The sequence below is a fragment of the Exiguobacterium sp. s36 genome (genome assembly GCF_018618345.1).
Classification (GTDB): domain Bacteria; phylum Bacillota; class Bacilli; order Exiguobacteriales; family Exiguobacteriaceae; genus Exiguobacterium; species Exiguobacterium chiriqhucha.
In genome coordinates this window covers 199,713-225,968 of record NZ_JACSLW010000003.1, presented here as the reverse complement: position 1 = coordinate 225,968, position 26,256 = coordinate 199,713, and the positions used below count along the sequence as shown (strand labels likewise).

Sequence of the window (26,256 nt, the reverse complement as noted above, 5' to 3'; positions counted from 1 at the left end):
GCGTCAGCCCTTGATTTTTTTGATGAGCGACATCAGATGGCTGCGGAAACGACCTTCCGGGAACAGACCCACTTCTCGTTCGATCAACGGGACCCATTCATCCCCACACCCGTGACTCGTTCCAATTAATAACCCTTCGAAATAAATCGCTTGATCGACAAATCCATGCTTCGACCATTGATCATGATGCTCCAACAGTTTCAAAAACGATTGCCGGGCTGCCTCTGTCTCACCGGTCAAGGCGAAATAGACACCTTTACTCATCTCGAACGCCGCGATGAATTCTGTATTTCCGTCTAGCAGTTGGTTCATGACCACAATCTGTTGATGGAGCAGCTCCGTCTTCCGATATTCAATCGCATAGAGCGCTTCCGTCATCGCCAAGCGTATTTTCATCGTCACGTCGTCCGTGAAATTCGTGTATTGTTTCGCTTTTTGCAGCGCATCGACAATCGCCGCTTCATCTTTCAAATAGAGGGCACAAATCGCAATCGTTCGATACACATCGTCGACCCGATAATACATTTTCGTTCGTTTCATATAATCGAGCGTGTCCTCGAGACGACGAATCGCGCCCGGTAAATCGTCGTCATACAACATATTTCGGAACACCATCAACATGCTGAATTCGACGCGGGTCTTCGTCTTCATGCTTCTCGAATCAATCAATTCAATCGTATCGATCCGTTCAATTGCCTCATCAAACCGATTCCACATAAGCAGATAAAACGCTTGGCTGATGCGGGCCATAATCAATTCTTCTTTCTCCTCGAGCCGCTCAAACACCGCGATTGCCCGATCATACCACTCCAACAGTTGTTGTTGATTCCCACTATAAAATACACTGTCCGCGAGTAACGTGTACGCCTTCCCTTGCCATACCGAGTTCATCTCAACGTCCACGTAAGGGAGGAGCGCCTTCTGAACGGCCTCGTCTTCCCATGAGTGGAGACCTCCTTGCGTATATTCAATCTCCTCGACGATTTTCTGTAAGTCCTCCTCGCGAGGATCGACGAGCAATGACTGTACCGACACGTCGAGTCGTTTCGCGATTTCACGAAGGCTGCGCATCGACGTCTCTGCTTTGCCGTTCTCAATCATACTGAGCATCGATTTCGTGATGATGCCTTCAGCGAGCTGGCTTTGCGTCAGTTTTTTTTCTTTGCGTAACGCTTTAATCCGTTGTCCAATCATAGAGCACCTCTTAAAAGTTAAATTTAATTGAACTTATTGTATACAAATCGAGTGTCATCGTTTACTATAAAGTTAAATCAGATTGAACTTAACTGTAAAGGAGAATCGATATGACGACCACTTCATCAAACTTGTATGTATTATTGCTCGGAAAATTCATGTCGTTGTTTGCATCCAGTCTCTTCACGTTCGTCGCGGGACTGACGGTTCTGACGACGTCCGGTTCGGGACTACAGTTCGCACTCGTCTTGCTTGCCGGCACAGTGCCACGTGTCTTATTATCTCCGTTTGCTGGGGCGTTTGCCGACAAACTGGATCGCAAGCGCGTGATCATTACGATGGAGTCCGTGAACGCCTTATTATTTTTAGCTGCCGGCATCGCGAGTCTCGTCTGGACGTTCGGCGTTCCTGCTTTCTTGATTATCACATGTCTGCTCTCTGTCGTCTCGACTTTCTTATCCGTCACATTATCGAGTTCGATTCCATTCTTGTTCGACGAAGACGGACTCCAACGCGCCAATTCCCTCATTCAAAGTACCATCTCCATCTCAAGCATCGGCACGCCGCTGCTCGCCGGGGCACTGTTCACGTTACTTCCGGTATCAGCGTTTCTCTTCAGCTCGTCTCTCTTATTTATGATCGCCGCTCTTGTCGCCTCTCGTCTCCACTTTAAAGCGTACGACCATGTCCCCAGCGAGCAATCGACTTGGTCCGAGGTCCGGTCTGGCTTCCGCTACTTGAAACGCCAGCGCGTACTTTGGACGTTGACCCTCTTGGCCGCCTTGCTCAATTTCTTTTTTGTTGCCACCGAAGTGCTGTTCCCGATTGCCGCCCTACAAGAAATCGGCGTCAGCCCGCTTCAATTCGGATTTTTAGAAAGCATGTTCGCCGTCGGATTTTTAGTCGCCTCGCTCGCCCATGCATTGCCGGTCTTTCAAATCAAACATCGGCTAGCCACGACCCGAACCGCGCTGATCATTATGAGTTGCCTCTTTATCGGACCGGCCGTCCCGCTCTATTTCGACTTCTCAGTCACACCAGCTATCGTCTTCTTCGCTGGTTTCGCCTTATTAAGCGGGTTCTTCATCATCCGTGTCAATATCCCCATCCAGCTCTATTTACAGACGAACACGGAACCGAGTTATCTCGGTCGCGTGATTGGTGTCCTCGAATCCCTCGCGATGGGCATCACACCGTTCGGCTTCATCGTGTTTGGCCTATTAAGCGAATGGATGCCGGTCGCTTCACTCTATACGATTTGCATGCTCTGCCTGCTCACCATCACGTTGTTCGCGATGTATCGGATCCGTCACGACATCACTGCCGAAAAAGCCGCTGTGTCAGCGCAAGCAGAGAGTGCATGAACGCAAAAAAGACATCGAACCTCAATTCGATGTCTTTTCTGTAGATGGTAGGACTCGTTTCTCTAACAAGAACGGTCCGAACGGGATAACGGATGCCATAACCGCGAGGACCAACACTTTGAAGCCCCAGTTGAAACGCCATGCCATATAGACGGCTGCCGCCACATAAGCGACGAACAAGAAACCGTGGGCCGCGCCGACGATGCTGACGGCAAGCGGCATGCCCGCCAAGTACTTGAGCGGCATCGCGATGAGCAACAAGAGTAAGAAAGACATCCCCTCTGTGTATCCGAGCCATTTAAAACGTGTTGCGTTCATATTCGTTCTCCTTTTCAATCGTTGCTACGTCCATCGTAGCCGAAAGAGGTGATGTTTGTCACAGGAGAACGTCATAAAGTCGTTATGCTATTTGACGATTTGGTGAACGATGTAGCACTTTCGTTTCAACAAACTTGCGTAAGAACAATCCGTCGACGCCAAGTTTACCAGCATTATAGCCGGCGACAAGAATGAGGACCGAGACAATCAACATCGTCGGGTTCGTGCTGACCGTGCCTGAGAGCAAGAACGCCATGTTCATGACGAGACCGAAGAAGGCGGCGCTACGTGTGAGGGCACCAACCAAGAGTCCAAGACCCACTAGGAATTCACCGTATGGGATCAACACATCGAACAAGGCAGCGTTCGGGATGGCGAAGTTTTCAAGGAATGCTGCCCACCAACCGGCTACAGCTGGGTGATCGCCTGTCGCCAGTGTCAGTGCGTTATTGAGGAAACCTTCTGAACCGAATCCGCCTGTGATCTTGCCCCAACCTGCTGTGAGCCAGTGATAGCCGAGCCAGACGCGAAGGACTGTCAAAATACCGGTGGCGACGTTGTGGTTCTGCCAAAATTTTGTGAACATGATAATTCCTCCTTAGAATGAGTGAATGATGACTTGTATGTGATTACATTCACAATATACCATCCATGTTCATCTTTTCACATAGGTTAGGACAACAGTTCACGCTTCGTTCATATGTGTGTCACAGGTCAGTCACTTTTTGGAAATTGGTCAATTACAAAAGACGCCCACTCGGGACGTCTTTGTTTGAATTACAGGTTCACTTCTTGAGGCGGCTGTCCTTTTTTATTCATCACGCGCATCGATTGCGGCGAGATTTTTAAGATGACGAGTTTTGGATCATCTGGACCGTCGAACCAGCCTTCTAGTTTCTCGTTCCATACTTTTTCTTTCATCGATTCGTCATCGGATACCGTCGTCTCCCCCAAAATCTCGAGATACGTGTCCCCGACGCCATCGCCGTCATAGCCAATCAGAATATGCGTATACGGATTGTTCTTCAGTTCATCGACTTTATCCGTGTCTTTCGATGTTGCCGTGTAGAGTGTCAGCTCATCATGGAAAAAAGTCATATAACGGCTATGCGGCTTGCCTTTATAGACCGTCGCCATCGTGCCCACGTTACTATGATCTAAAATCTGTCTTGCCGTTTGCATTGCATCCATTCTGAAAAACCTCCTTGTGGTAGTCACTCGTATATTGATTCCCCTGGGACAAGTGATTAAACACGCGGACAACAAAAAACCTGCTCGCCGAAGCGAGCAGGTTATAAAATTCCTTAGAAAGGAAGATTAGATTTTTTCAACGTTAGAAGCTTGTGGTCCACGAGCTCCGTCAGTGATTTCGAAAGTTACTGCTTGGCCTTCTTCAAGTGTCTTGAAGCCGTCGCCTTGGATTGCTGAGAAGTGTACGAATACGTCGTCTCCGCCTTCCATTTCGATGAAGCCGTAACCTTTTTCTGAGTTAAACCATTTTACTTTACCTGTGTTCATAATGAACCCTCCTGAAATAAACGCTGTGCGTTCTAGTAGTGCCTTACTAGAAAAAACTGACCAATAAAAAATCACAAACCTCTAGGATTATCTTAAACGAAAAATAATCCAAAGCGTTTTGTGAATTATGTTTCCAGCTATTCTTAATTAAGCACATATAGAATATACCATGGATAAATGCTTCTGTCTACTAAATACTTCGGTTTGCTAAAAATACTTTTAAAACGGGTACATTCAATTGTAGTGAACGCTAGGAGGATGAACCATATGACTGCATACATTGATCGCTCGAATATCGCTGCCACCATCGCCCACCATTCGAACTGGGCGCTCGGTGATTTATTGAAAGAAACACTTGATTGGCATGAGGCGACACGACAGGCCCACTATCCCGACCAAGCGAAAACCTATCTCTCTCACCTGCCGATGACCGAACGCATCGTCCCAGTGACAAGTTCCTTGCCGCTCGAGACGGTCGATGGAATCGTCCGCCCGGTGTGGATGCGCCGGCTCGATGCCGAGCACTTGAACTTGAGACAAGCGACACGCCAACATGTCGACGTCACCGACTACGGGGCCGTCGGGGATGGTTTGACGGATTGCACGCTCGCTTTCCGGCTCGCCCTCCGGTCGAACCGCCACGTCCACGTGCCGGCCGGCGTGTATGTCGTCCGCGGCATCCGCATCCCGTCGAACTGTGTGCTTGAAGGGGCAAGCCAGCAGGAAACGATCATCAAGCTCTCGGACCGAGCTCCGAAACATCGACGGTTGCTTCGAAATGCAACCCCGTTCGCCGGAAACCACCATATCGAAGTCGCACATTTGACGCTCGACTGGAACGTGGAGCGCCTCGGTGACGTCGACCGGACCTCGAGTGGCGATACCGCTTCGAGCGCGTTAACGTTCGCGCACGTCAAATTCGGTTGGATTCACCATGTCACGGCGAAAAACGCGGGACTGCATGCCTTCGATATCACATCTCCTCATTATCATTACTTAGGGGACGGGCTTCGCGCCAAAAAAGGGAGCCGGTACGTGTGGCTCGACCATTGCGAAGCAACGAATTACGGAGACGACGGCATTACGACCCATCATAGCGACGCCCTCTATATCACGAACTGTTACTGCCATCATCCACACGGACGGACCCACGCCCATGGCTTCTCGAACTCGAACGGGATCGAGATTGATGACGGGTCACGCCACGTCACACTCGTCAATAATATGAGCGAAGGTTGTTTCGGGGGCGTCGAAGTGAAGGCGCACGGAACGTCATCGGCCGCCCATGACGTCCACATATTCGGACACTTCTCGTATCACGACAATCGGTCGTTCAATTTCCGTCATATCAGCCATCACTTGGCCGATGACCCGCAGTCGAAGACGGCCCGCTTCCTGTCGGGCACGAATCTCGTGTCGATGGAACCGGTCCGCTCGAAGCTGTATACGAAATCTTCGGCACGCAGCCTCGTCGTGTCGGCGTATCAGGACGTATTGATTCATGGATTCACGGCCATCGGCAATCCGGATTACGACTATCGCGCCAATCCAGCCCTCGCCGTCCAATATAAATCTCGCAACGTACGCTTGAAACGGATTGCGACGAGCGGATTTGCATCGGGTCGGGCCGACATTGAACTGTTCGGCGGCGATAACCGGACCGACCACGTCACGATCGAGGACGTTATCTGTCGCAACTCGGCCCCGGTCGCCTTGAAAATTGGTGGCCAGTTGACGAATATTACTCTCCAGCGAATCGAAGGCGAACAAAAAAGTGGAGATGTGCTCATCTCCACGAGTAGTCCAATCGAGGCTCACGACTTGTTTGCTTACGGGTTCTCAGACCGTGTACGCAACGATGTTTGAGCCGCCTCGACGAGTTCATCGAGCATCGTCTCGTCTAAATTGAGCGAACTCACCGTCTGTTTTGCCATCATGCGGACGATGGCTTTGTCGAGAAAGCCCATCCGCTCGAAATCATAGCCGTTACCGACGACCTCGACAAAATAAGCGTGTGCACGCAACACTTCTCGATACGCGTCCTCGAGCTCTCGTTGCCGCTCGGCTGGGGTCGGCGTACCGGCACATAAATAAAGGCCGAGCGGTCGTTTGAGCAATTGAGCTTCGTTGATGTGCAGCCAAGCCGTCATCTCGTCTTGAATTTTACCCATCCGGATTGAGCTGCCGACAATCACATGGTCGACCGTCCCCCACTCGACGTCCGGTGCTTCGACCACGTTTTGAATGTGGACGTCTCCCGGAAGCCGCTCCGCCAACAGATGGGCGACTTTCTCACTCGTCCCGTAGCGGGTCGAATAAGCAATTAACGTATTCATCGTGTTTCCCCCTTTCGGTCAGACTCTACTATCCCTATTCCCGAAACGGGTCATCTTTACTAACGACACAACAAAAACTCGCCAAGGAGGCGAGTTTTTTTCGTCACACTTTATACACTTGCGCTTCGTACGGACGAAGCGTGAACGGCTCGATTGGTTCCATGTTGCCGATGACGCGTTCTGTCACGTCATACGGCAGCTCCCGCGTCACCGTCTCAGCTGAGAAGTTGCAGAGCACGAGCCACGTCTCGCCTTCGAACGTACGTGTGAAGGCGTATACCGCTTCATCGTCCGGCAGCAACAACTCATACTTCCCGTAAACGACAATCGGATGTTGTTTCCGGAGCTGAATCAATTGGCGATAGTAATAGAAGAGCGAGTCCGGATCGCGTCGTGCCGCTTCCGCGTTCACGGTCACATAGTTCGGGTTGACCCCGATCCAAGGCGTGCCGGACGTGAATCCGCCTTGCGCCTCGGCCGACCACTGGACCGGCGTCCGTGAGTTGTCGCGCCCACGTGCGTGAATGCCGCGGAAAATCTCATCATGCGTCAACAGTCCGTTCGTCGTGTAATCCCGATACGCGTTGAGCGTCTCGATATCGCGGTACTCATCGATCGAGTCGAACGCCACGTTCGTCATCCCGAACTCTTCACCTTGATAGATGTAAGGCGTCCCTTTCAACATGTGCAGGAGCGTCGCCAGCATCTTACCGGAGACGACACGGTATTCGTCCGAGTCGTTCCCGAACCGTGAGATGGCTCGCGGTTGATCATGGTTGCTCCAGTAGAGACTGTTCCAGCCATCTTCTTCAAGACCTTCCTGCCAACGCGAGAAGATTGTCTTCAAATCCGTCAACTTCCAGTCCGTCGGGTTCCATTTGCCGAAACTGCCGTTGCCGACGTCGACGTGTTCGAAATGGAACACCATGTTCAACTCATCACGGTCTGTTCCCGTATATAGCTTCGCCTCATCGACGCTGACGCCAGGCATCTCACCGACCGTGATCGTATCGTATTTCGACAAGACCTCACGATTCATCTCCTGAATGAACTCATGGATGCGCGGTCCGTTGAAGAAGAACGGTGTGCCGTCCCCATAACCTGCCCCACGCGTCTCCCCGTCTGGATAGCTCGGATCTTTCGAGATCATGTTGATGACGTCCATCCGGAAACCATCGACCCCTTTATCGAGCCAGTACGTCATCAAATCGTATACTTCACGGCGCAACGTCTCTGACTCCCAGTTCAAGTCTGGTTGCTTTTTGCTGAACAGGTGCAAGTAGTATTCGTCGCTTGCCTCATCGTATTGCCACGCACTCCCTCCGAAGAAAGCGCCCCAGTTCGTTGGCGGCTGACCGTTCTCGCCTTTTTTCCAAATGTAGTAGTCCCGGTACGGGCTGTCTTTTGAGGAGCGCGATTCCATGAACCATTGGTGTTCGTCCGACGAATGGTTGACGACGAGGTCCATCATGATTTTGATGCCGTGACGATGCGCTTCTTCGAGCATCGCATCGAAATCGTCCATCGTTCCGAACTCATCCATGATGGCCCGGTAATCGCGGATATCGTATCCGTTGTCGTCGTTCGGTGAATCGTACACCGGCGATAGCCAGATGACATCGATTCCGAGTTCCGCCAAATACGACATCTTCTCGGTGATTCCAGGGATGTCCCCAATGCCGTCACCGTTCGAGTCATTAAAGCTGCGCGGGTAAATTTGATAGACGACCGCTTCTTTCCACCATTGTTTCATGTTTCATCCTCCTCATACGTTCTGTCGATTTCATCGTACCCGCTCGTCGCCTTGATTTCTATCCATGATATGATGAGAATATGCACGATTTTGCTATTAAGAAAGGATGATTCGATGGAAATTGGCTTTTGTGGCTATTCTTATCATACAACGACCTACACTTTTCCTTTCCCGAATCGATTGGAGACGTATTTGATTCGTTTGCAGACGGAAGGCACGGCGCGCATCGTCGTCAATGGGAAGACGCATACGGCACGGCCTGGCGATTTGTTACTCGTCAAACCCGGTGACGAGTACGAACTGCATGTCGACACTCCGGCAAGCGGGGACTATCATCTCTTCTGTGATGGTCCGACACTCGATGCATGGTGGGCGGCGATCGACCGTTCCCGCATCACGTCTATCTCAATCGACCCTCGCCTGCTGTCAATCTGGCAGCATATCACCGAAGAGGCGCGACGCCCGACGACTGAACAAAGTCCGGATTTGATTGAGACACTGATTGAAGCCTTGCTTCTCATGCTGGACCGTTCCGTCCAAGAAGTGCAAGCAAACGTGCGGCCCCCGGTCGTGTCACGTATGATGCGTTATATAGAAGGAAACGTCACAAGCGACTTCAAAGTGGCAGACGTCGCCGACGCGGTCGGGCTCAGTGTATCGCGGACCGTCCACTTGTTCAAAGAAGTGACGGGTATGACGATTGTCGCCTATGCCCAATCGATTCGACTCCAGCTCGCCGAAGAACAGATGCAGTACACCCAGCACTCTCTCGAACGGATCGCCGAGCTGTCCGGATTCCGCTCCTATCCATATTTTCATCGAATCTTTAAACGAAAATATGGTGTCGCACCAGGGGTTTATCGCACACTTCAACAAAAAAACGAAAAAAAATAAAAAAAGAGTGATCCATTTTTTGAACCGCTCCGTTAGATGGGTGTAAACAACGACAACCACTCAAAAAAAGGAGCGATTACCCATGAAGAAGAAAACAATGAACAAGATTGTAGCACCGGCACTCGCACTCGGCTTACTCGTACCATTGAATGCACAGGCAGCGGATCACGCGCCGACAGCAAGCACACCAGCAGGTGACTTACGAGCCACGCTCGACCAATTACTGTCTGAGCATTACGTCTTAGCCGTCACATCGATGATGAAAGCTTATGATGGAGCACCTGACGCCGAAGTCGCGATGAAGGCCCTCGATCAAAACGCACTCGACATGACACCGGCCATCGCTTCAATTTACGGTGATGAAGGTGCAGCCCAGTTCGAAGAAATCTTCGCTGGTCACAACGACTACTCAGCTGACTTCGTCGAAGCGGCTAAATCAGAAGACAAAGAGCTTCGCGCTGACGCTGAAGCTGAAGTCGATGAATTCGTCGAAGAGTTCTCAACATTCCTTGATGCAGCAACAGAAGGTAACTTACCAAAAGACGCAGCCGCTGACGTACTTGAGCTTCACGAAGACCAAGTTCTCTCAGTATTCGACAACTACGTCGCAGGTGATTACGAGTCGGCATACATGACGTACCGCGAAGGGTACAAGCTCATGTTCGACATCAGTAAAGCCCTCTCAGGCGCAATCGTCACACAGATGCCTGACAAGTTTGAAACTGCTGCTGACACACCGGCCGTCGAGCTTCGTTCAACATTGAACAGCCTTGCTGGTGAGCACTTCGCCCTCGCAGCAATCGGCATGCAAAAAGGCTACGATCAAGCAGAAGACTTCGACTACGTGAGCTGGGCTGAAGATCAGAACACACTCGATTTCAAAGCAGCCATCGGTTCAGTCTATGGTGACGAAGGTGCGGCCCAATTCGAAAAAGTATGGAACGGGAACCACATCACAGCCCAAGGTGACATCGTTGCCGCTACACTCGAAGGCGACGAAGCTAAAATTGAAGAAGCACGCATGAAGCTCGACCAGTTCGCTGTCGATTTCAGCACATTCCTCGATGCAGCGACAGAAGGTAACTTGCCACAAGAAGCTGGCCAAGAAGCCATCAAACAACATGAGGCCCTCGTGCTTCAAACGTTCGATCAGTATGTAGCTGGTGATGCGGATGCCGCTTGGATGTCATTCCGTGAAGGATACGCGTTCATGTTCGGTGTTGGTGAGACACTCGGTAACGCGATCGTGACACAAATGCCTGACAAGTTCGCTGAAACAACAATGCCTGAAGAGATGCCTGAAACAGGTCTCGGTGGTGCACAAGAACAATCAATGAACACGCTCTACGCTGGCCTTGCTGTACTTGGCGGAATCTTACTCGCCTTCGTAACGCTTCGCAACCGTAAAGTGTCTGAACAATAATTCAATAAGGAGGGAGCCCCATGAACAAGCGCCATTTGTTTCTGGCGCTCTCTCTCTTTTGTTTTGGCTTCTGGACGTGGACGAGCGCCCAAGAATCGTCGTCACCACCTGTAGAAGAAAAACAAATAGAGGAGAGCCCAGATTTATCGGCTGAATTCTCACTTCTACAGGAAGAGGTGAAGAAGCTCCGATTAGCCGAGGAAGAGGAAAGTGCCAAGGCCGCGACACCCGTCCAACTTCAAATTCCTAAAATCAAGGTCGACACCGCAATCGAACAGGTCGGCGTACTCGACAACGGACAGATGGGCGTCCCAAAAGACGAGAACCAAGTCGGTTGGTTCGAGCCGGGCGTCAAACCTGGTAGTAAAGGAAATGCCGTCATCGCAGGACACGTCGACAGCAAGACCGGCCCTGCCGTCTTCTATGAACTCAATCAGCTGAAGACAGGCGATGCCGTGACGATTATCGACGAGAACGGCAACACGTTGACGTTTCGTGTCACAAAAACAGAGAGTTATGATACGAAAAACGCACCAATTGAAGACATCTTCGGAGCGACCTCGAGTCGACATTTGAACTTGATCACGTGTTCCGGTACGTTCGGTGACGGCGGTTACGACGAGCGGTTCGTCGTCTATACCGAACTTGTCGATACCGAAATCAATACCGAAGTCGAACTCGACGCACCAACGAGCGTCGAACTCCGCGGGAACTTATTGACGTGGCACGCCGTCCGTGACGACGCCGTCATCGGCTATCGTGTCTACGAAATGGTCGACGGTGAAGCGACACATATCGAAAGTATCCCGTCGCACGCCCGGAAGAGCATCGAAGTCACGAACGAGCAGGCAGCTTATTATGTGACAGCGATCGATCAACTCGGGAACGAGTCGAGTCCTTCTCAAGAGACGAAGTAACTACAAAAGAACCCGCAGACGATTTATGTCTGCGGGTTCTTTTGTTTTACACGAAGCATGGAATCTGCGGGTTGAACGTCTTATTGTTCTCCGTCATGATCTGTTTTTTGATTTTGCCTTCGCCGAGATAGACGATACGGTCAGCGAGCGCCTCTGCGTCCTCTTCATCGTGGGTAACGAAGATTGTCGTCGTCCCCGTCTGTTTGAGGAGGCGGCGCAAATCGTCCCGAATGCGATGTTGGAGCGACGTGTCCAAGTTGCTGAACGGCTCATCTAAGATGAGGAGCGATGGTTTTGGTGCCAACGCACGCGCGAGCGCGACACGCTGTTGCTGACCACCACTGAGCTCATACGGATAGCGATGACGGAACTCGGACAAGTTCACGAGCGTCAGCATCTCTTCGACACGCTCGTTCCGCTCTTTCCGGCTCAATTTATGCAGACCGAAGCGGATGTTCTTCTCAACGGTCATATGCGGGAAGAGCGCATAGTCTTGGAACACCATCCCGACACCACGCTGTTCAGGCGGCATGAACTGGCAATCGTCGCAACAGACACAGTCGTTGACGACGACGACGCCTTGATTCGGCATCTCAAGTCCTGCGATGAGGCGTAAAATCGTACTCTTCCCAGAACCGCTGTCACCGAGAAGCGAGACGATTTCACCTTTCGTGATCGAGATTGAGAATCCTTTAATCGTCTCGGCTTGCGCACCTTTATAGCTGAAGTGTAAATCGTTGATTTGAACAAACATTAGTCGGCCTCCTTATCAAGCACCTTATGGAACACAAAGATCAACAGTCCGCTCATGAGCACGATGACGATTGAGGCGAGCGCGGCCTCATGTATCTTCTCGTCACTGACATATTTGAACGCCTGTGTGGCGAGCGTCGAAAAATTGAACGGCTGCAGGAACAGCGTCAGCGGCAATTCTTTCATAATATCGATAAAGACGAGGATGAACGCGCTCATGATTGCCCCTTTAATCATCGGGATGTCGACTCGGAAGAACGTCTGCACCGTCCCCCACCCGAGCATGCGCGACGCTTCCGTGAACGACTTGCCGACTTTCTCAAATCCACTCTCGATCGAGTTATAGCCGATGGCGAGGAAGCGGATGACGTAGGCGAAGATGAGCATGATGAGCGTCGTCCTGAACACGAACGTCTGGCCTAAATCCAAGGCGAGCGCCACGTTCAGCACCCACTCATCAAGCAGCAAGAACAACGTGATGACGGCGATGGCGATGGCCGCTCCCGGAATCGAATAACCGAGCGTCGTCACTTTCGAGATGACGCGTGTCATGTTCGACGGGAACAGGCGCGTGTAGTTGGCGATGATGAGCGCAAACACGAGAATGATCACGGTCGCGATGAACGCCACGCTCACCGTGTTCCAAACGAGGCGGAAAAACTCGGCCGTGAACACTTGTTCGAACGTCAATACCGTCCAAGCGACGAGCTGCACGAACGGGATGAGGAACGCGACGGCGAAGATGGTCGCCACATAGCCGAACACGGCGTAGCGGTGCCACCCGGTCAATTGTCTCGGCTTGAGCGGCTTCACTTTTGTCGTCGCATAGCTGAACTGCTTCCGCCCTCGGACGAGCCGTTCCATCGTCAAGATGGCGATGACGAGAATCATGAGCGTCCCGGCGAGTTTGAGCGCCGAGGACGTATCTTTCATCCCGAACCATGTACTGAAGATGGCCGTGCTGAACGTCTGAATCCCGAAGTATTTGACGACCCCATAGTCGTTCAATACTTCCATCAAGACGAGGCTGACCCCACCGATGATGGCGACACGCGAAATCGGGATGACGACGGTGAAGAAGATGTCCCACGAGCCGCGGCCGAGGATACGGGCGTTCTCAATCATCGAGGACGATTGATTGTGCAGGAAGGCCCGCGTGATCGTGTAAATGTATGGGTACAAGAACAGTGTGAAGATGAACACCGTCCCTTGAATCGTCATGATGTTGAAGTACGTCTGGTCGACGGTGATGCCGAACTCATTGCGCAGCGTCGTCTGAATGACGCCCGTATAGTTCAAGATGCCGTGATACGTATATCCCCCGATGTAAGGCGGGATAGCGAGCGGTAAGATGAGCGCCCATTTGAAGAACCGACGGAACGGAAAGTCATAGACAGTGACGAACCAGGCCAGGCTCGTCCCGATGATGGTCGTCAACAATCCTGTCGCGAGCATGATGAACAGCGTATTGCGCACGTAAGTCGGCAACAAGTACTCGCGGATGTGTTGCCAGTTGTCGTTGACCGGTGCGAACAGTTCGACCAAGACGACGACGCCTGGCAGGACGATGAACACCAGCGCGATAAAGCTGAGGATGGCCCATCCATTCAGTTGTCGTTTCAGCGCGTACCAGTTCATGTCGTACAACTCCCGTTCTTTCGTTCAGTCACTTCCTGTCCCATCATATCAGGTTCAACGCTCTCGTTGTACCGCTAGCGTGTCGAGAAACGCAAAAATCTTCGGCCTGAACGTTCGTTCAAGCCGAAGTCTTCTTATTTCCAGCCCGCTTCGTTGAAGAGACGGATGGCTTCTTGTTGGTGCTCTCCAAGTGCCGAGAGGTTGATGTCCTGTTCTTTGAACTCACCCCATGATTGGAGGAGTTCGTTCGGTTCAACCGATTCGTTGACCGGATACTCATAGTTCGCGCTCGCGAACTGTTCTTGTGCTGACGGGTCAGACATGAATTCCATGAGTTTCTTCGCGTTGTCTGAGTTCTTCGATGCTTTTGTCATCGCGATTCCTGAGATGTTCACGTGTGTCCCCGTCGTGTCTTGGTTCGGGAAGAAGACGCCGAGTTGCTCAGCCACTTTCTTCTCTTCCGCGTCTTCCGAGTTCAACATGAGACCCATATAGTATGTGTTCATGATGGCGACATCACCTTCACCAGCCACGACTGCTTTCGCTTGGTCACGGTCGTTCCCTTGTGGGTCGCGTGCAAAGTTGTTGACCATACCTTTCGCCCACTCTTTTGCCTGGTCGACACCGTTCACTTCGATGAACGAGGCGAGGAGCGAGATGTTGTACATGTTCTCAGACGGACGGACGAGTACTTTGCCGTTCCACTGTTCTTCTGTGAGTGCTTCATACGTTGACAAGTCTTCTGGTTTCACGCGGTCTTTCGCATAGACGATGACACGGGCCCGTTTCGTGAGACCGAACCATTCTTTATCCGTGTCACGGTATTTCTCAGGGACGTTCGACTCAAGCACGTCGCTATCGACCGCTTGCAGATGTCCCGCTTCTTTCGCTTGATACAAGTTCCCTGCATCCGCTGTGATGAAGAGATCGGCCTCCGTGTTGTCGCCTTCTGTGTTCAAACGCTCGAGCAACTCATCGCTCTTCCCTTCGACGACATTGACTTTCACGCCTGTCTCTTCTTCGAACTGCTTGTAAAGCTCTTTATCGACATCATAGTGACGGCTCGAGTAAACATTAACGACTTTTGACTCTTCGGCTGTCTCGTTGTCGCTTGAAGTCGTCGTTTCTTCTGTGCTGGCGCAAGCCGCAAGAAGCGATGTTGTGAGCGCAGCCGAAAGGCCAAGTGCCATGTACTTTTTGTTCATTTCATAATCCCCCACTTATTCATCTCTATTATTGGTAATGATAATTACTCTCAGTTACTATCATCACTGATAATCATTCTCACGTCAACCTTTTTTTGAAATCGTTTACCGTAGTTATAAACACATAACTTAACAGTTTTAACATCATCATGTCTTGACTTCAAAATGACTAGTCCCCTATAGTGAAAGAGAAAAAACCGTCTGGTCGGTACAGAAAGGAGGCATGACATGACAAACCGATCAATGATCACGAAACAGAAATTGTTGGATGCCGCGACGGATATCATCATGGAGCATGGTGTGCATCAGCTTACATTAGATGAAGTCGCCAAGACGGCTGGCGTCTCGAAAGGTGGTCTCCTGTATCATTATCCATCCAAAGAAGCGCTGTTGACCGCCATCGTCGAACGGCTCCAAACCGAGCAAAACGATTTGTACGAGTCGCTTCAAGCCGACGGCAATGGTCCTGTCGAAGCGTTCGTCCGCCTGTTTGACGAGACGAAACTCCATCCCGAGCGTTCACCGATTCACATCGACGCCGAGAAAATGATTGCCTTCTTGACGCTTTTCGCTGTCGACCAGGAATACGCCGAACGGTGGAAGCACGACCTCGACACGTTCTTCGCAGCGTTTCAACAGACGAGCGACCCCGTCGAGACGATGATTATCCGTTATGCACTCGAAGGCATGATGATGTCCGAGCACTTCAACGTCGGCGTCGCCCCTCCCGCCTTAAAACACGACATTATCGCTCGCTTGATCGAGCGGGCCCGGAACATCGATTCGGGTAAAACAGACTAACCCATCAGAGGAGAAATGAACCCCATGCAGAAAATCACGTCCTTCTCCGTCAACAACAAGTTCGCAGTCTGGTTGATGACGATCATCTTGACAGCCGCCGGAATTTTCGCCGGCTTGACGATGAAACTAGAAACATTGCCTGACATCACGACACCGACCGTCTCGGTGACGACGATTTACCCAGGTGCCTCACCTGAACAAGTGCTCGACGAAGTCAGTACCGTGCTCGAAGAACGCTTGAAGAGCTTGAACGGGGTCGAACAAGTTCGATCGTCTTCGTTCCAGAACGCTTCAAACATTCAAATCGATTACGATTTCAGCACCGATATGGAAGAAGCTGAACAACTCGTCAAAGACGCGCTCAGCAACGTCGAGTTGCCGGAAGCCGTCCAAGACCCGCAAGTGTCGCGTCTCAGCTTTGACGCATTCCCGGTCATCGGGGCAGCCGTCTCAGATGAGAGTCTCGATTTGGCCGAATTGACGAAATTGGTCGAAGATGAGTTGCAACCGGCCCTTGAAGGGGTCGAAGGCGCTCAGACCGTCCAAATCGCCGGACAAGAGATTCGTCGCGTCGAACTTCAATTCGATGAGGACGCACTCGCCGAATATAACTTGACGGAAGACACGGTCAAACAGTTGATTCAAGCGAACGATGCCCGCATCGCGCTCGGCTTGTATGAACTCGGCGATTCGGAGCAAGCCGTCGTCATCGACGGGAAGTCGGAGACGCTCGAAGCGTTCCGCGACCTCCAAATCCCGTATTCACCCGCCCAAACGGAACAGCCGGTACCAGGTGCGCCAACGGAACTTCCGACTGGCGAGACGCCACAAGTCCCGACTGAAGTGCCAGGTGCCGTACCACCAGCCAACGTCCCGACAACCGTCCCGACCGTCGCCTTGAGCGAACTCGCGACGATTGAAGACCGCGGCGTCGAGGAATCGATTTCACGGTCGAACGGGGAACGTTCCATCGGGATTCAAGTGACGAAAACGCAAGACGCGAACACCGTCGATGTCGTCAACGCCGTCAAAGATGTGCTCGCCGACTTCGAAGCCGACTATGACACGGCCAACGTCACAGTCACGCTCGACCAAGGCCAACCGATTGAAGAATCGGTCGAGACGATGGTCTCGAAAGCGTTACTCGGTGGTCTGTTCGCCATCTTGATTATTCTCGTGTTCCTTCGTAACTTCCGCTCGACGATTATTGCGGTCATCTCCATCCCGCTCTCGCTCTTGATGGCGTTGATCGTCTTGAAACAGCTCGACATCACGCTCAACATCATGACGCTCGGCGCGATGACCGTCGCCATCGGGCGGGTCGTCGATGACTCTATCGTCGTCATTGAGAACATTTACCGTCGCCTCACACGTCCGAACGAGACATTGCGCGGCAAAGAACTGATTATCGCTGCGACGAAGGAAGTGTTCATTCCGATCGCGTCGTCGACAATCGTCACAATCGCCGTCTTCTTGCCGCTCGGTTTCGTCACAGGATTCGTCGGCGAGCTGTTCTTACCGTTCGCCTTGACCGTCGTCTTCGCCTTGCTCGCGTCGCTACTCGTCGCGATCACGGTCGTACCGATGATGGCCGACTCGTTCTTTAAGAACCGCGACAAATTGAAACCGGAAGAAGGACCAGGGAAGCTCGCCGAATGGTATCGCGGCGTCCTCAACTGGTCGCTCAATCATAAACTCGTCGTCTTTGGATTAGCGACGCTTCTCTTAATCGGAAGTTTCGCCCTCGTCCCAGCCATTGGGGTCAACTTCTTGAACCAAGAGTCTGAGAAGACGCTTTACGTCACGTTCGACCCAGAACCGGGCCAAACGCTTGATGATTCGATTGCGGCGGCCGAAATCGCCGAGACGTATTTCATGGAAGAGCAAGCGGACGCGACCGACGTTCAATTCACGGTCGGTGGCGAGAACCCGCTCAACCCTGGGAACAACAAACAAGGGATTTTCATCGTCCAGTACGATCCGGACACGGAAGATTTCGCCGATGTCAAAATCGCCGACGTCGAACGGTTGAATGAACTCGCCTCAGGCGGTGAGTGGAAAGAACAAGACTTCGCCGGCGGCGCCGGAACGAGCGGTGTGACGTATAACGTCTATGCCAACTCACTTGAAGAGCTTGAAGCAATCGTCCCGACATTCATTGAGACGATTGAAGAAGAGACGGATTACGTCCGTCAAGCAACGTCTGACCTTCGCGAATCGTACGTGCAATACACGTTCAACGTCGACCAGCAAGCTGCTGCTGAGGCAGGTGTCTCGGCCGCTCAGCTCGCCCAGACGATTGGACAGTTCCAAGCGCAAGAAAGCCCGCTTTCGACCGTGACAATCGATGACAAGCAGCTCGATGTCATCATCCCGACGGAACAAGTCACGTACGACAGCATTGAAGACTTGCAGGAACAAGAAGTGACAACACCGTTCGGCCCTCGCCCAATCTCGGACTTCATCGAAGTCGAGGAAGGAACGACACCGGATACGCTCGTCCAACGTGACGGGAAGCTCCTAGCTCGCGTCAACGTCGAGCTCAGCACCGACAAAGCGACGGAAGCTTCGGCTGCCATCGAGGAACGTGTATCTGATATCGAACTCCCGACTGGTGTCTCGTATGACGTCGGTGGGGTCACTGAACAGATTCAAGAATCGTTCACCCAGCTCGGTCTCGCCATGCTCGCGGCCGTCGCCATCGTCTACTTGGTGCTCGTCATCACGTTCGGTGGTGCTGTCACACCGTTCGTCGTCCTGTTCTCGCTTCCTTACGCGATTATCGGGGGGCTTGTCGCCCTTCTCATTACAGGCGAAACGATTTCGGTATCTGCCTTAATCGGTGCGCTCATGTTAATCGGGATTGTTGTCACGAACGCCATCGTCTTGATTGACCGCGTCATTCATAAAGAAGCGGCCGGTCTCTCGACACGCGATGCCTTGCTCGAAGCAGCCGGTACGCGTCTCCGTCCGATTCTCATGACGGCGCTCGCGACGATCGGTGCCCTCGCACCGCTCGCTCTCGGCCTTGAAGGCGGCGCCTTGATCTCGAAAGGTCTCGGTGTGACCGTCATCGGCGGACTGACGAGTTCGACGCTGTTGACGCTCCTTATCGTCCCAATCGTGTATGAGTTCTTCGCACGGTTCCGTAAGAAAAAAGAAGCGTAATTCAAAAGAGAGTCGCCCATAAAGGGTCGACTCTCTTTTTGCGCTCAGTAACATTGCATGATGATTTCAGCTTCTTCAAACCGCTTGGCTCGGAGCGCTTCGATCGGAATCAGGAAATAGAGGATGCCGGCGTCGCCGAACATGATGTCAAGTTCATCGCTTGAGTCCATTTGGAATAAGAGAAACGGGTCACTGAATCGTTCCCCATGGGTCTCTTCAACCTCTTCAAACACATCATGTTGCACCTCGTCTGGATGACCGCCGACCGCATGCGCCTCTTCTTCATTGAATAACTCCTCAAACGCGGAATACTCGTCCTCACTCATCAGATCAAACAAGTCGTGATCGTTCTGCGCATAGCCTTCTTCGAATGCGACAGTCCTCTCGTTGAGTGCTTCGCAGACGCGGACCCTTACAAGCGCCGTCGCATCTGTATAGAGGACGCGCCAAAGGTGACGTTCGTCCGCGTCACCCCACGGTTGTTCGTCCAAATCATAGAAGAACGATAACATCCCTTCTTTCGGAAGCGCTTCGACCGATTCAAATCCAGTGAAGTCACTCAGCCGGAACTGTGCCAACAACGTCAAGTTCTCTCCAGGATGGTCCGACGCACTCGGCAAATCTGGGTAGCCGCCAAATTTCGAATGACCAATCGCGACTTCTTCTCGTGTCGTTCGGGGTTCAAGCTTCAAGTTAACGCGCTTCGTGAACGCCGCCAAGATGTCATCACCCTGTTCGAGCCCGTGCTGATCAATAAACTGTTTGATTGATTGAAGTTCCATTCGAACACCTCATTCGGATATGATAAAAGTAGTCTACCATACCGAACGTGTGTACCCTTTATCATTTTTTATATAGCCTTTATCTTGACCGAATGAATGAAACTTGAGAAAATGCATACGTTTTGAACTTATTCGCGAAAGGATGTCATATATGCAACGTCTCATCAAATGGGTGATTGGCCTTTCGCTCTTGTTTGGCTTGAGCTCACTCGGCAATTGGATCGTCGCTGCGCTTGATTTAAAAGTTCCTGGAAGCGTCATCGGAATGGTCCTCTTACTGCTCTTATTGATGACGAAACTGATCCGTGTCGAGTGGATTGAAGACAGCGCTGGTTTTTTGACAAAGCATCTCGCTTTCTTCTTTATCCCGATTGCGGTCGGACTCATGTCTTACAGTGATTTATTGAAGGCGGAAGGTGTGCCACTGTTTGCCGCCTTGATCATCAGTCTATTCGTTGGTCTCATCGTCACCGCACTCATCTCTGGAAGACGAGGTGAAGCCTCATGACATTATTTTGGGTGCTCGTCACCATCGGCGTCTACATGTTGAGCCGCAAACTATCGTTCAAATGGGCGTCCCCCTTCACAAACGTCGTCTTCTTGAGTACAGCGACATTGATTGTCATCTTGCTCTTGTCCGGACAGACGTACGACACGTACGCCCCGGCTCGAGACGCCATCACGACGCTGCTTGGACCAGCCACGGTCGCACTCGGATTACCACTCTATCGCAACTTGCCTATCTTGCTCGCTCGCGCGAAACGGGCGCTCGGGGCCATCATGCTCGGAACGCTGTCGACGATTTTCGTCGCTGTCGGGTTAGGGACCGCGCTCAAATTGACGGATCACGTCTTGCTCGCCTTGTCCGTCAAATCAGTGACGTCACCAATCGCCTTAGAATTGGCGCGGCAACTACAAGGTGACGCCGCACTCGCCGCGTCGGTCGCCGTCGCTTGCGGAATCCTCGGGGCCATGCTCGGTCCGATGATTCTCACGCGCTTCAACGTGACCGACCCGTTCACGCGCGGACTTGCGCTCGGGACGCTCAGCCACGGCATCGGGACGGCTCAAGCTGCGACGGAACACCCATTATCCGGTGCGACAGGGGGAGCGGCAATGGGTCTGTCTGCCATCTTCACGTCATTTGTGTTGCCATTTCTACTTCCTCTTCTGTTTTGATTCGGGAAGAAATCGGGCACGAAGAGAGGCCATCGCGCCTCTCTTTTTATTTTCAAACAATTTCGATACTTTTCAAAACGGCTCTCATGCTAAACTAAATGAGAACAGATTCATCAGAGGAGGCAGACCATGCAATCGAAATTGATTGAACGTTTAATCACGTATGCAAAAATTGATACACAGTCCGACTTCACGAGTGAGACGACTCCGTCGACGGCGAAACAATGGGATTTGATTCGCCATCTCGAGACCGAATTGAAAGCAATCGGGCTCGAGGACGTCGAGACGGATGAGTACGGTTACTTGTTCGCGACACTTCCGAGTAACGTCGACCATGATGTACCGACGATCGGCTTACTTGCCCACGTCGATACGGCGACCGACTTCACCGGGACGAACGTCAACCCGCAACTCGTCGCACATTACGAGGGTGGCGATATCGTCTTGAACGAGGCGCTCCAAGTCATCTTGTCGCCGCGTGACTTCCCGGAGCTCGACGGCTATGTCGGACATACGCTCATCACGACAGACGGCACGACCTTGCTCGGTGCCGATGACAAAGCCGGTATGGCCGAAATCGTCACTGCGGTCGAATACTTATTGGCCCATCCGGAGATTCCGCACGGACCGGTCCGGATCGCCTTCACACCGGACGAAGAAATTGGACGCGGCCCGCACAAGTTCGACGTCGCTCGCTTCAACGCCGACTTCGCCTATACGATGGACGGCGGTCCCCTCGGCGAACTCCAATATGAGAGCTTCAACGCCGCTGGTGCCACGGTCACGTTCCATGGGACGAACGTCCACCCGGGCAGTGCCAAAAACAAGATGGTCAACTCGATGAAATTGGCGATGGCATTCCACAACCGCCTTCCGGCTGATGAGGCCCCAGAGCATACGAGCGACTACGAAGGATTCTTCCATCTGAACGGTTTCTCTGGCGACGTGGAGACGACGACGCTGCAATACATTATCCGTGACCACGATCGCACGAAGTTCGAGGCGCGCAAAGCGTTGCTTGAAAAGCTCGTCGTCGAATGGAAACAGAAGTACGGCGAAGCGCGCGTTGACTTAAAAATGGACGACCAATACTACAACATGGCCGAGAAAATCGAGCCAGTGAAACACATCGTCGATACGGTCGCCGACGTCATGCGCGAACTTGGAATCGAACCGAAAATCGAACCGATTCGCGGTGGTACGGACGGTTCGCAACTATCGTATATGGGACTCCCGACCCCGAACATCTTCACGGGCGGCGAGAACTATCACGGCAAGTTCGAGTACGTCTCCGTCAACAACATGGAAAAAGCGACCCACGTCATCATCCAGACGCTCCGCACGTTCGCTGAACGCGCGCGAGCATAACACATGCGCCTCCAATCGTTCTCTTCTAGAATAGAGACATTGGAGGCGATTTTTTATGAAGCATACGTTTCAAATGAACCTCGACTGGACCGGCGGACGCAACGACGTCGGAACGATTGAGGCCGAACGGTTAAAGACACAAATCTCGATTCCCCCGGAAATGGATGGTCCGGGCATCGGGACGAACCCCGATGAGATGTTGCTCGGTGCTGCGGCGACCTGCTATATCATCACGCTCGCGGCTATGCTCGGGCGAAGCGAACTGCCACATCGCGGAATCACGATTGACGCCGAAGGCATCGTCGACGTGACGAACGGTGTCTTCACGTATGAGACGATTCGCTACACGACCCGCATCAACGTGCCGACAGATGCCACAGACCGTGATATCACGCTCGTCGAACGGATCGCCAAGAAAGCCAAGGACGGCTGCATGATTTCACGCGCCTTGGCCGGCAACGTCACGTTCGAGCTCAGCACGACGGTCACACGCGTCGACTGACGATGTATCGCTTCGCACTAGACCTGCAAGAAGGCATCATTTTGAAACGACGCAATCGGTTCGTGATGGATGTATTGATCGGCGACACCGTCGTCGCCTGCCACTGTCCGGTCACAGGCCGCATCGGTGACCTCGTCTTTGACGGGGTGCCTTGCCTCATCTCGACAACGAACGATCCGCGACGGAACACCGCCTTCACAGTAGAAGCCATCTCGATTGATGCAGACCGACAATGGATTGGGATTCATCAAGGTCGCGCCAACGATTTCGTCGCGTATTGCTTGGACACGGACGCATTACCGGTCTTTCCTTACTCGAAACATGTGGAACGCGAGCAAGTCATTGGCACGTCACGACTCGATTTCAAAGTTGATGGTGTCTATATGGAAGTGAAGGCACCACTCACCGAGTTGTTCGTGACGCCTCTCCCCCGCTTTGAACGCCGTGCGGTGACGAGACCGATCGAGACCGAACGATTAATTCGCCATCTCGAGACGTTGATTGCGACGTTGCCTGCAACCAAACGGGCCGTCCTGCTGTATGTCTTCTTATATGATGCGCCCGTCTTCACCGGCAATCCGAACCGGAAACAAGACGCGCGGATTCGTCAGCTGATTCGCGATGCGATCACGAATGGATTAGAAATTTGGCAAGTGAACGGCGACCTGTCCAGAGAAGGGATTCGTTTGATCCGATGTGTTGAGACAACGAATCATTTCAAGTAAAAAAGCCATCGCTGATGGCTTTTTTACTGTAATAACAGTGGGGTCACGTATGCCTCGATGACGGCCGAAATGGCGAGGAGCGGCACCGCGATGAAGAGAAACATCTTCACGCCTGCCACAAATAGCGCCTTGAACGTGACGTCCGTCTCTTTACCGCGCAGTTTCTTCCACACGTAACGGTTGAGCGATAATCCCATCGCCGCTCCGAGTAAGATGGCCGATATCTCCGTGACACCGTGGGGTAAAATGCCGAGCACGATGACCCGAATCACGGATTCGCCGGCAAACCCAACGAGCATGGCGACCAGCCCGATGACCGCGGCGTTGATGACGACGAACACGTACGGGATGAAGAGTGGAATCATCCCGAGCAGGAAGGCGAACAGCGTGACACGCGTATTGTTCACGAACAAGGCAATCATCGTCTCATGGGCGCTCGAATCGAACGTCAAGCCCCTCGATTCAAACGTATCTCCGAGCTGCGCTAAAATCTCGTCTATTTGATCGGGTGCGATGAACGATCGAAACAAGAAATACGACCCGATACCCGTCACGAGGAAAATGACCCATAGACGGAAGAAATCTCTACGATAATAGTTCGACCACGCTTCTTTCAGCGGGAGCGTTGTTTTCATGACTGATTCCCCCTTTTATTCTCTATACGAATCAGGTTGCTGTTTGTTTCATTTTTACCCACGACTGCGCGTTTTCAAAAAACGTGATACAATACACGTCGTAAACTAATCAGAAAAACGAGGGATCCTATACATGATTACAGTAAATAACGTAAGTCTCCAATTCGGTGGACGCAAGTTGTTCGAAGACGTGAACATCAAGTTCACACCAGGCAACTGTTACGGCTTGATCGGTGCGAACGGCGCCGGGAAGTCAACATTCTTAAAAATTCTTGCCGGTGAGCAAGACACGACGACAGGTGACGTCAGCTTCTCGCCTGGCGAACGCCTCGCTGTCCTTAAACAGGACCATTATGCGTACGAAGATCAAGCGGTACTCGAGACGGTCATCATGGGCCACGAGCGCTTGTATCAAGTCATGAAAGAAAAAGACGCCGTCTATATGAAGGAAGATTTCTCTGACGAAGATGGTATGCGCGCTGCTGAACTCGAAGGCGAATTCGCTGAGATGAACGGTTGGGAAGCCGAATCAGAAGCTGCCATGGTCCTTCAAGGACTCGGCATCACGGACGCGTCACACCACAAGCTCATGAGTGAGCTCACAGGTGGCGAGAAAGTTAAAGTTCTCCTTGCGCAAGCATTGTTTGGCAAACCTGACATTCTTCTCCTCGATGAGCCGACGAACGGTCTTGACCTTAAAGCGATTCAATGGCTCGAAGAGTTCTTAATCAACTTCGAGAACACCGTCATCGTCGTATCCCATGACCGTCACTTCTTGAACAAAGTATGTACGCACATGGCCGACCTCGACTTCGGTAAGATTCAATTGTACGTCGGGAACTACGACTTCTGGTACGAGTCGAGCCAACTTGCTTCACGCATGGCCAACGACCAGAACAAGAAAAAAGAAGAGAAGATTAAAGAACTTCAAAACTTCATCGCCCGTTTCAGCTCGAACGCCTCGAAGGCGCGTCAAGCGACGTCGCGTAAGAAGTTGCTCGATAAAATCACGCTCGACGATATCCGTCCATCGTCACGCCGTTATCCGTTCGTCGGTTTCTCGATGGAACGTGAAATCGGGAATGACGTGCTCTACGTCGACAACGTCTCGAAGACAATCGATGGCGTCAAAGTACTCGACAACGTCACGTTCTCATTGAACAAGACGGACAAAGTCGCATTCGTCGGCCGTTCGGACGTCGCCATCACGACACTCTTCAAAATCATCATGGGTGAGATGGAGCCTGACGCAGGTACGGTCAAATGGGGCGTCACGACGACACAGTCGTACTTCCCGAAAGACAACTCAGAATACTTCGAAGGCTCGGATAAGAGCATCTTGGATTGGTTACGCCAGTTCTCACCAGCAGACGAGTCGGATACGTTCCTTCGCGGCTTCCTCGGTCGTATGCTCTTCTCAGGCGAAGAAGTCATGAAGAAAGCATCTGTCCTCTCAGGGGGAGAGAAAGTGCGTTGCATGCTCTCGAAAATGATGCTGTCGAACTCGAACGTCCTCGTCCTCGACGATCCGACGAATCACTTGGACCTCGAGTCGATCACAGCGCTCAACAACGGGCTCGAGACGTTCAAAGGCGTACTCCTCTTTAGCTCGCATGACCATCAGCTCATCTCAACGATTGCCACGCGCATCATCGAAGTGACGCCGAACGGGATTGTCGACAAAGAAGCGACGTACGACGAGTTCCTCGAGAACGAATCGCTCCAACAACAAGTCGAATCACTTTATCAGAACGCATAAGAAAAACGATCGGCCGCGGCCGAT

General features: G+C 52.1%; 25 protein-coding genes. 13 read left to right on the top strand and 12 right to left on the bottom strand.

What is annotated here, in order from left to right:
* Positions 1-3: 3 nt before the first annotated feature.
* Positions 4-1,194: a helix-turn-helix domain-containing protein gene (locus KNP95_RS09035; RefSeq protein ID WP_029596300.1), complete on the bottom strand. Its 1,191-nt coding sequence runs from the start codon at positions 1,192-1,194 to the stop codon at positions 4-6.
* Between the two features lie 110 nt (positions 1,195-1,304).
* Here KNP95_RS09035 and KNP95_RS09030 point away from each other — a divergent pair, with 110 nt between their 5' ends.
* Positions 1,305-2,558, top strand: a complete 1,254-nt coding sequence (locus KNP95_RS09030; RefSeq protein ID WP_214715122.1) for an MFS transporter — start codon at positions 1,305-1,307, stop codon at positions 2,556-2,558.
* A 21-nt stretch (positions 2,559-2,579) separates the two neighbouring features.
* Here the strand turns inward: KNP95_RS09030 and KNP95_RS09025 are convergent, their stop codons facing one another.
* The 4 genes from KNP95_RS09025 to KNP95_RS09010 all read right to left on the bottom strand — a co-directional run bounded on the left by KNP95_RS09025 (position 2,580) and on the right by KNP95_RS09010 (position 4,394).
* The gene (locus KNP95_RS09025) at positions 2,580-2,876 is read right to left on the bottom strand and encodes a DUF3817 domain-containing protein (protein ID WP_021068057.1); all 297 of its coding nucleotides are present in this window, start codon (positions 2,874-2,876) and stop codon (positions 2,580-2,582) included.
* 82 nt (positions 2,877-2,958) lie between these two features.
* Positions 2,959-3,462: a DoxX family protein gene (locus KNP95_RS09020; protein WP_214836741.1), complete on the bottom strand. Its 504-nt coding sequence runs from the start codon at positions 3,460-3,462 to the stop codon at positions 2,959-2,961.
* 191 nt (positions 3,463-3,653) lie between these two features.
* Complete coding sequence (locus KNP95_RS09015; protein ID WP_021068055.1) at positions 3,654-4,067, bottom strand: pyridoxamine 5'-phosphate oxidase family protein; 414 nt, start codon at positions 4,065-4,067, stop codon at positions 3,654-3,656.
* A 126-nt stretch (positions 4,068-4,193) separates the two neighbouring features.
* Complete coding sequence (locus KNP95_RS09010) at positions 4,194-4,394, bottom strand: cold-shock protein (protein ID WP_016507985.1); 201 nt, start codon at positions 4,392-4,394, stop codon at positions 4,194-4,196.
* Positions 4,395-4,661: 267 nt separating this feature from the next.
* Here KNP95_RS09010 and KNP95_RS09005 point away from each other — a divergent pair, with 267 nt between their 5' ends.
* A complete protein-coding gene (locus KNP95_RS09005) occupies positions 4,662-6,260 on the top strand; it encodes a glycoside hydrolase family 55 protein (RefSeq protein WP_214836737.1) in 1,599 nt (532 codons plus the stop codon).
* Here the strand turns inward: KNP95_RS09005 and KNP95_RS09000 are convergent.
* Together KNP95_RS09000 and KNP95_RS08995 are read right to left on the bottom strand one after the other, a co-directional pair.
* Positions 6,224-6,730 carry a flavodoxin domain-containing protein gene (locus KNP95_RS09000; protein WP_021068053.1) on the bottom strand — a complete coding sequence of 169 codons (507 nt, stop codon included), beginning with the start codon at positions 6,728-6,730 and terminating at the stop codon, positions 6,224-6,226. The two genes, KNP95_RS09005 and KNP95_RS09000, sit on opposite strands and share 37 nt — an antisense overlap.
* Before the next feature lie 103 nt (positions 6,731-6,833).
* Positions 6,834-8,483: a glycoside hydrolase family 13 protein gene (locus KNP95_RS08995; RefSeq protein WP_214836734.1), complete on the bottom strand. Its 1,650-nt coding sequence runs from the start codon at positions 8,481-8,483 to the stop codon at positions 6,834-6,836.
* A gap of 114 nt (positions 8,484-8,597) precedes the next feature.
* On the opposite strand from KNP95_RS08995, the gene KNP95_RS08990 reads away from it, so the two are divergent.
* From KNP95_RS08990 to KNP95_RS08980, 3 genes are all read left to right on the top strand, one after another.
* Entirely contained in the window at positions 8,598-9,377 is a 780-nt protein-coding gene (locus KNP95_RS08990; protein ID WP_214836731.1) for a helix-turn-helix domain-containing protein, read from the top strand.
* An 82-nt stretch (positions 9,378-9,459) separates the two neighbouring features.
* Entirely contained in the window at positions 9,460-10,800 is a 1,341-nt protein-coding gene (locus KNP95_RS08985; protein ID WP_021068050.1) for a globin family protein, read from the top strand.
* Between the two features lie 20 nt (positions 10,801-10,820).
* A complete protein-coding gene (locus KNP95_RS08980; protein ID WP_214836728.1) occupies positions 10,821-11,717 on the top strand; it encodes a class F sortase in 897 nt (298 codons plus the stop codon).
* Positions 11,718-11,763: 46 nt separating this feature from the next.
* On the opposite strand, the gene KNP95_RS08975 is transcribed toward KNP95_RS08980, so the two are convergent.
* The 3 genes from KNP95_RS08975 to KNP95_RS08965 form a co-directional block, all read right to left on the bottom strand.
* Positions 11,764-12,471, bottom strand: a complete 708-nt coding sequence (locus tag KNP95_RS08975; RefSeq protein ID WP_021068048.1) for an ABC transporter ATP-binding protein — start codon at positions 12,469-12,471, stop codon at positions 11,764-11,766.
* Positions 12,471-14,108: an ABC transporter permease gene (locus tag KNP95_RS08970; protein ID WP_058765398.1), complete on the bottom strand. Its 1,638-nt coding sequence runs from the start codon at positions 14,106-14,108 to the stop codon at positions 12,471-12,473. The genes KNP95_RS08975 and KNP95_RS08970 overlap by 1 nt, the downstream gene beginning before the upstream one ends.
* A 134-nt stretch (positions 14,109-14,242) precedes the next feature.
* On the bottom strand, positions 14,243-15,313 hold the full coding sequence (locus tag KNP95_RS08965) for a Fe(3+) ABC transporter substrate-binding protein (RefSeq protein ID WP_021068046.1): 1,071 nt from the start codon (positions 15,311-15,313) through the stop codon (positions 14,243-14,245).
* A gap of 228 nt (positions 15,314-15,541) precedes the next feature.
* Between KNP95_RS08965 and KNP95_RS08960 the strand changes: the two genes are divergently transcribed.
* Together KNP95_RS08960 and KNP95_RS08955 are read left to right on the top strand one after the other, a co-directional pair.
* The gene (locus KNP95_RS08960) at positions 15,542-16,114 is read left to right on the top strand and encodes a TetR/AcrR family transcriptional regulator (protein ID WP_214836724.1); all 573 of its coding nucleotides are present in this window, start codon (positions 15,542-15,544) and stop codon (positions 16,112-16,114) included.
* 24 nt (positions 16,115-16,138) lie between these two features.
* Positions 16,139-19,282, top strand: coding sequence for an efflux RND transporter permease subunit (locus KNP95_RS08955; protein WP_214836721.1), 3,144 nt, complete (start codon positions 16,139-16,141; stop codon positions 19,280-19,282).
* A gap of 44 nt (positions 19,283-19,326) precedes the next feature.
* Here KNP95_RS08955 and KNP95_RS08950 read toward each other — a convergent pair whose 3' ends face one another.
* Entirely contained in the window at positions 19,327-20,064 is a 738-nt protein-coding gene (locus KNP95_RS08950; RefSeq protein WP_214836718.1) for a YwqG family protein, read from the bottom strand.
* Between the two features lie 151 nt (positions 20,065-20,215).
* Here KNP95_RS08950 and KNP95_RS08945 point away from each other — a divergent pair, with 151 nt between their 5' ends.
* The 5 genes from KNP95_RS08945 to KNP95_RS08925 all read left to right on the top strand — a co-directional run bounded on the left by KNP95_RS08945 (position 20,216) and on the right by KNP95_RS08925 (position 23,838).
* Positions 20,216-20,572, top strand: coding sequence for a CidA/LrgA family protein (locus KNP95_RS08945; RefSeq protein WP_214836715.1), 357 nt, complete (start codon positions 20,216-20,218; stop codon positions 20,570-20,572).
* Complete coding sequence (locus KNP95_RS08940; RefSeq protein WP_058765390.1) at positions 20,569-21,243, top strand: LrgB family protein; 675 nt, start codon at positions 20,569-20,571, stop codon at positions 21,241-21,243. Before KNP95_RS08945 ends, KNP95_RS08940 begins: the two co-directional genes overlap by 4 nt.
* A 129-nt stretch (positions 21,244-21,372) precedes the next feature.
* A complete protein-coding gene (gene pepT / locus KNP95_RS08935; RefSeq protein WP_029596316.1) occupies positions 21,373-22,611 on the top strand; it encodes a peptidase T in 1,239 nt (412 codons plus the stop codon).
* Positions 22,612-22,666: 55 nt separating this feature from the next.
* Complete coding sequence (locus tag KNP95_RS08930; protein WP_214801604.1) at positions 22,667-23,113, top strand: SACOL1771 family peroxiredoxin; 447 nt, start codon at positions 22,667-22,669, stop codon at positions 23,111-23,113.
* A gap of 41 nt (positions 23,114-23,154) precedes the next feature.
* A complete protein-coding gene (locus KNP95_RS08925) occupies positions 23,155-23,838 on the top strand; it encodes a DNA/RNA nuclease SfsA (RefSeq protein WP_214801607.1) in 684 nt (227 codons plus the stop codon).
* Between the two features lie 23 nt (positions 23,839-23,861).
* Here KNP95_RS08925 and KNP95_RS08920 read toward each other — a convergent pair whose 3' ends face one another.
* Entirely contained in the window at positions 23,862-24,473 is a 612-nt protein-coding gene (locus tag KNP95_RS08920; RefSeq protein ID WP_021068038.1) for a stage II sporulation protein M, read from the bottom strand.
* Positions 24,474-24,606: 133 nt separating this feature from the next.
* Here KNP95_RS08920 and KNP95_RS08915 point away from each other — a divergent pair, with 133 nt between their 5' ends.
* Entirely contained in the window at positions 24,607-26,232 is a 1,626-nt protein-coding gene (locus tag KNP95_RS08915) for an ABC-F family ATP-binding cassette domain-containing protein (protein ID WP_214836712.1), read from the top strand.
* Positions 26,233-26,256 lie beyond the last annotated feature (24 nt).